This is a genomic window from Candidatus Palibaumannia cicadellinicola, from assembly GCF_002855795.1.
Classification (GTDB): domain Bacteria; phylum Pseudomonadota; class Gammaproteobacteria; order Enterobacterales; family Enterobacteriaceae; genus Baumannia; species Baumannia cicadellinicola_C.
The window spans coordinates 1-5190 of the sequence record NZ_NJPO01000096.1; the positions used below are offsets into that span (position 1 = coordinate 1).

The following is a 5190-nucleotide window of genomic DNA, read 5'->3' on the forward strand; positions in this document are numbered from 1 at the left end:
CAAAAGGCATGTAAGGTAAGCTTAGAAGCCTATGAAGAATAGCGAGTCAAGTAAGTCGGATGAACCCCAATTTATGTTTCCTGAACTTAATAGTTTGTATTCCGTAGCTTCATTCATGCTAAGCTAAACGGAGTTTTTTGCAATGCAAAGGTAAGTACTTCGTCAATACGCTGTACTAGTTCAATATTCAGATCATGAATAACAATAGTTGGCATATCTTCGATATCTCGTTTATTTTCGTAAGGGATCAATACAGTTTTAATGCCCCCGCGATGGGCAGCAAGTAGTTTTTCTTTTAGCCCACCTATTGGCAATACTTGACCGCGGAGTGTGATCTCTCCGGTCATTGCTACATTGGCTTTCACCGGATTACCGGTCAGACATGATACCAGTGCTGTACACATAGCTATTCCAGCACTAGGACCATCTTTTGGTGTAGCTCCTTCCGGAACATGAACATGGATATCACTTTTTTCATAAAAATCTTGATGGATGCCTAGTTTATCTGCGCGCGCGCGTACAACAGTAAGCGCAGCCTGGATCGATTCTTGCATTACTTCACCCAGTGAACCAGTATAGGTTAGTTTGCCTTTACCAGGAACGCAGGCGGTTTCAATAGTTAGCAGCTCTCCGCCTACTTCAGTCCATGCTAAACCTGTGACTTGTCCAATCCTATTCTCTCCTTCCGCCCGCCCATAGTCAAAACGTTGCACGCCTAAAAAGTCTTTTAAATTATCAGTATTAATCGTAATATGTTTAATACTATTATTCATAAGTAACGTTTTGACAGTCTTACGACATAGTTTAGACATTTCACGTTCTAGATGACGAACCCCGGCTTCGCGGGTATAATAACGGATTATACTAATTAGCGCGCTGTCTTCTATTGTCAGTTCTCCTGTTTTCAAGGCGTTGCGTTCTAACTGTTTAGCCAATAGATGCTGACGCGCAATGTTTAGCTTTTCATCTTCGGTATATCCTGACAATCGGATAACTTCCATTCGATCGAGCAGCGGGGTAGGAATATTCATCGAGTTGGAAGTAGCTACAAACATGACATCAGAAAGATCATAATCTACTTCTAAATAATGGTCATTAAAAGTCATATTCTGTTCAGGATCTAAAACTTCCAGTAAAGCGGAAGCTGGATCACCTCGCATATCTGACGACATTTTGTCAATTTCATCAAGCAGAAACAACGGGTTTTTCACCCCTATTCTAGCAATCTTCTGAATGAGTTTTCCTGGCATAGAACCGATATAAGTCCGGCGATGACCGCGTATCTCAGCTTCATCTCGTACTCCACCTAGCGCCATTCTAACATATTTACGACCTGTGGACTTAGCAATCGATTGACCAAGAGATGTTTTTCCTACCCCCGGTGGTCCTACTAAGCATAGGATTGGACCTTTAATTTTACTTATACGGCTCTGCACCGCCAGGTATTCTAAAATGCGCTCTTTTACTCTATTTAGCCCATAGTGATCTTTATCAAGAATGGCCTGCGCCTTAACAAGGTCTTTTTTTACTTTACTACGGGCATGCCATGGGACTGATAGCATCCAATCGATATAACCGCGGACTACAGTAGCTTCAGCAGACATAGGGGACATCATCTTTAGTTTTTGCAGCTCGGCTTCAGTTTTGTCCCGTGCTTCCTGCGGCATTTTAGCAGCTTCTATCTTGCGTCTTAGAACTTCATGTTCGTCTGGTGCGTCATCCATCTCTCCCAACTCTTTCTGAATAGCTTTCATCTGTTCATTTAGATAATATTCTCGTTGACTTTTCTCCATCTGTTTCTTAACACGATTGCGAATACGTTTTTCAACCTGCAATAAATCTATTTCTGACTCCATCATCGCCATCAAGTATTCAAGCCGCTCAGATACGTCGGTCATTTCTAGTACCGACTGTTTATCAGCTAGTTTAAGCGGCATGTGAGCCGCGATAGTATCGGCTAACCGGGCAGCATCTTCGATGCTGTTCAGCGAAGTAAGAACTTCTGGCGGAATTTTTTTATTTAATTTGATATAACCTTCGAATTGATTAATCGCCGTACGGACGAGTACTTCCTGCTCGCGCTCGTCTAATTCTGGTATGTCAAAATAATCGGCCTCAGCAGTAAAATGATCGCCGCTATCAGCTAGTTTTATGATCCGAGCGCGCGTTAACCCTTCTACTAGAACTTTTACTGTACCATCAGGTAATTTGAGCATTTGCAGAATAGATGATACGGTTCCGATCGAAAATAGATCGTTAGTGTTTGGTTCGTCAGTTAAAGCTTCTTTCTGTGCCACTAACATTATTTTTTTGTCATTATCCATAGCGGCCTCAAGACACCTAATAGATTTTTCTCGGCCGACAAACAGTGGGATGACCATGTGCGGATAGACCACCACATCGCGCAAAGGCAATACGGGGATTTCCATGCGTTCGGAACGCTCAGTATTCGCATTCATAGAACTTTCTCTTCGTTTAGCTTCCGCCAGGTTTATAGGACACGCAACACTAGGCTTTTGCCAGTTTTAATCTATAGGTATTTGAGTATATGGGGTCGAATGGCTTACATTCAACTCATTCGCAAGAAGCCTGCTGAGCTTCGTGTTTACCGTAAATCAGTAATGGCTCAGCCTGACCAGCGATGACTGTTTCATCAATAACTACTTTTGCCACACTTTCTTGAGACGGCAATTGATACATAGTTTCTAATAGTACTCCTTCTACGATAGAACGTAATCCGCGGGCACCTGTCTTTCGCGCCATGGCTTTTTTAGCTATTGCGGTCAGTGCTTCTTCACTAAATTCTAGTTCAACTCCTTCCAGATTGAACAGTGCCTGGTATTGCTTAGTCAGCGCGTTCTTTGGTTCACGCAATATCTTAATTAATGCTTCTTCGCTTAATTCATTCAACGTCGCAATAATCGGTAGACGACCGATGAACTCGGGAATCAGGCCAAATTTCACTAGATCCTCCGGTTCTACTTGAACAAGTAACTGACTTTCAGTTAATTTTTCCGAGCTAACTTTAATTGTAGCGCTAAAGCCAATACTGTGGTTCGTTTTAGTACGTTGTTTTATAACTTTATCTAGTCCTGCGAAAGCACCACCGCAGATAAAAAGAATCTGTGATGTATCTATCTGTAAAAACTCCTGCTGAGGATGTTTTCGCCCCCCCTGTGGTGGAACCGCAGCAATAGTGCCTTCAATTAGTTTTAGTAATGCCTGCTGCACCCCCTCACCTGAGACATCACGGGTTATAGAGGGATTCTCTGACTTACGGGAAATTTTGTCTATTTCATCAATATAAACTATGCCACGTTGCGCTTGTTGCACATCGTAATCACATTTTTGTAGTAGTTTCTGTATAATATTTTCTACATCTTCACCAACATACCCTGCTTCGGTTAGGGTAGTTGCATCAGCCATAGTGAACGGTACGTGTAAAAAACGTGCTAGTGTATTAGCTAGTAGCGTTTTACCACTACCTGTAGGTCCAATTAGTAAAATATTGCTTTTTCCTAGCTCAATACCGTTGGTAGTATCGCGATTACGTAAGCGTTTGTAGTGATTATACACAGCAACCGCTAAAACTTTTTTTGCTTTCTCCTGACCAATCACATAATCATTCAGGTGATTACAGATTTCATGGGGCGTAGGTAGTACGTTGAGTTCCCGATGTTGCGCTACTTCCTTGATCTCTTCCCGGAGATTGATCTCTTCCCGGAGATTGATCTCTTCTAGTAGATTAATTGTGTCCCGGAGATTAATTTTGTCCCGGAGATTGATCTCTTCCAGGATAATATCATGGCAGAAATTAACACATTCATCGCAGATATAAACCGATGGCCCAGCAATTAGTTTCCGTACTTCCTGTTGGTTTTTGCCGCAGAAAGAGCAATAAATTCGCTTTTTTGAACTGTCTTTGCGCTTATCTGTCATCAGTAAACCTCTTTATTTTTTTTTGTTCCGCCCATTAAGTAAGTATAAGTGAGTAATAGCTAAATCGTTACGGCTGAATTCAAAATAGGTCGTGTCGTAGGAGGAAATATACCTTCCTTAGCCTTAGAATATATTACTGTCTTATTATGATGGTATTTGTTACATACGCTGGCTCAAAACGGAATCAACTAGTCCATAGTCTACCGCTTCATTCGCAGAGAGAAACCTATCGCGCTCTGTGTCTTGTTCGATCACTTGGAGAGCCTGTCCGACATGTTTTGCCATTAACTCGTTCATCCGTGCTTTGACCTTGATAATCTCTTGAGCGTGGATCTCAATATCAGTCGCCTGACCCTGGAAGCCACCCATAGGCTGATGAATCATGATCCGTGCATTAGGTAAGCAAAAACGCTTGCCTTTGGCACCAGCTGCAAGTAAGAAAGCACCCATCGAAGCTGCCTGACCCATACAAAAAGTGCTTACATCTGGTTTAATGAATTGCATTGTATCGTAAATAGACATCCCAGATGTAATAACTCCACCAGGGGAGTTAATGTATAGATAAATATCTTTTTCCGGGTTTTCTGCTTCGAGAAAAATCATCTGTGCCACAATCAAATTGGCCATATAGTCTTCAACCTTACCGGTCATGAAGATAATACGTTCTTTCAACAATCGCGAAAAGATGTCGTATGAACGCTCTCCGCGTAAATGACGCTCAACTACCATAGGCACCAAGGCCATATTGAGTTGGTATGGAGTATGTTCACCACTATATGACATTTTTTTCTCCTCGAAAAAAACTCTTTATATTCTGGATTCTGAGTTTGACATCAGATATTAAGATAATAGCATGTGCTTATATTATCCTCTCACACATTGCTGAATGTCATCTAGGTTGTTCATGCTATATTCTATACGATATTTAATATTCGTTAGCTGTCAATCTATTCTATTGATTTTAAGCTAGATAAAAGACTTATACAAACAAAAAAGCCTGTCATCCCGTGGTGACAAGCTTTCTGAAGAGGAAGCTAAGTACTATATCTGTGCTTCCCAAATTAAAATAAAAGCTTTCAGGTAGCGTTAAACTGATGCATAAAATCCGTAAAACATGTCTCTTTTTCTGTGACTGTAGCATTAATAAGCAGTGTTTCAAACGCCTGTTCTTCTAGTACCATATTGTGTATATTTTTTATCATAGCCTGATTTTTTTGGTAGAAATTGATTGTGTCTTTCTGGTTTTTATTG

3 protein-coding genes are annotated in these 5190 nt (G+C 41.2%); all 3 read right to left on the reverse strand.

Annotated features, from left to right (window positions below):
* Nucleotides 1-113: 113 nt before the first annotated feature.
* The 3 genes from lon to clpP all read right to left on the reverse strand — a co-directional run bounded on the left by lon (nt 114) and on the right by clpP (nt 4722).
* Nucleotides 114-2459, reverse strand: a complete 2346-nt coding sequence (lon, locus tag CEX73_RS01885; RefSeq protein ID WP_260081201.1) for an endopeptidase La — start codon at nt 2457-2459, stop codon at nt 114-116.
* Between the two features lie 115 nt (nt 2460-2574).
* On the reverse strand, nt 2575-3939 hold the full coding sequence (clpX, locus tag CEX73_RS01890) for an ATP-dependent protease ATP-binding subunit ClpX (RefSeq protein WP_101626910.1): 1365 nt from the start codon (nt 3937-3939) through the stop codon (nt 2575-2577).
* A 159-nt stretch (nt 3940-4098) separates the two neighbouring features.
* Nucleotides 4099-4722 carry an ATP-dependent Clp endopeptidase proteolytic subunit ClpP gene (gene clpP / locus CEX73_RS01895; protein ID WP_101626911.1) on the reverse strand — a complete coding sequence of 208 codons (624 nt, stop codon included), beginning with the start codon at nt 4720-4722 and terminating at the stop codon, nt 4099-4101.
* Nucleotides 4723-5190 lie beyond the last annotated feature (468 nt).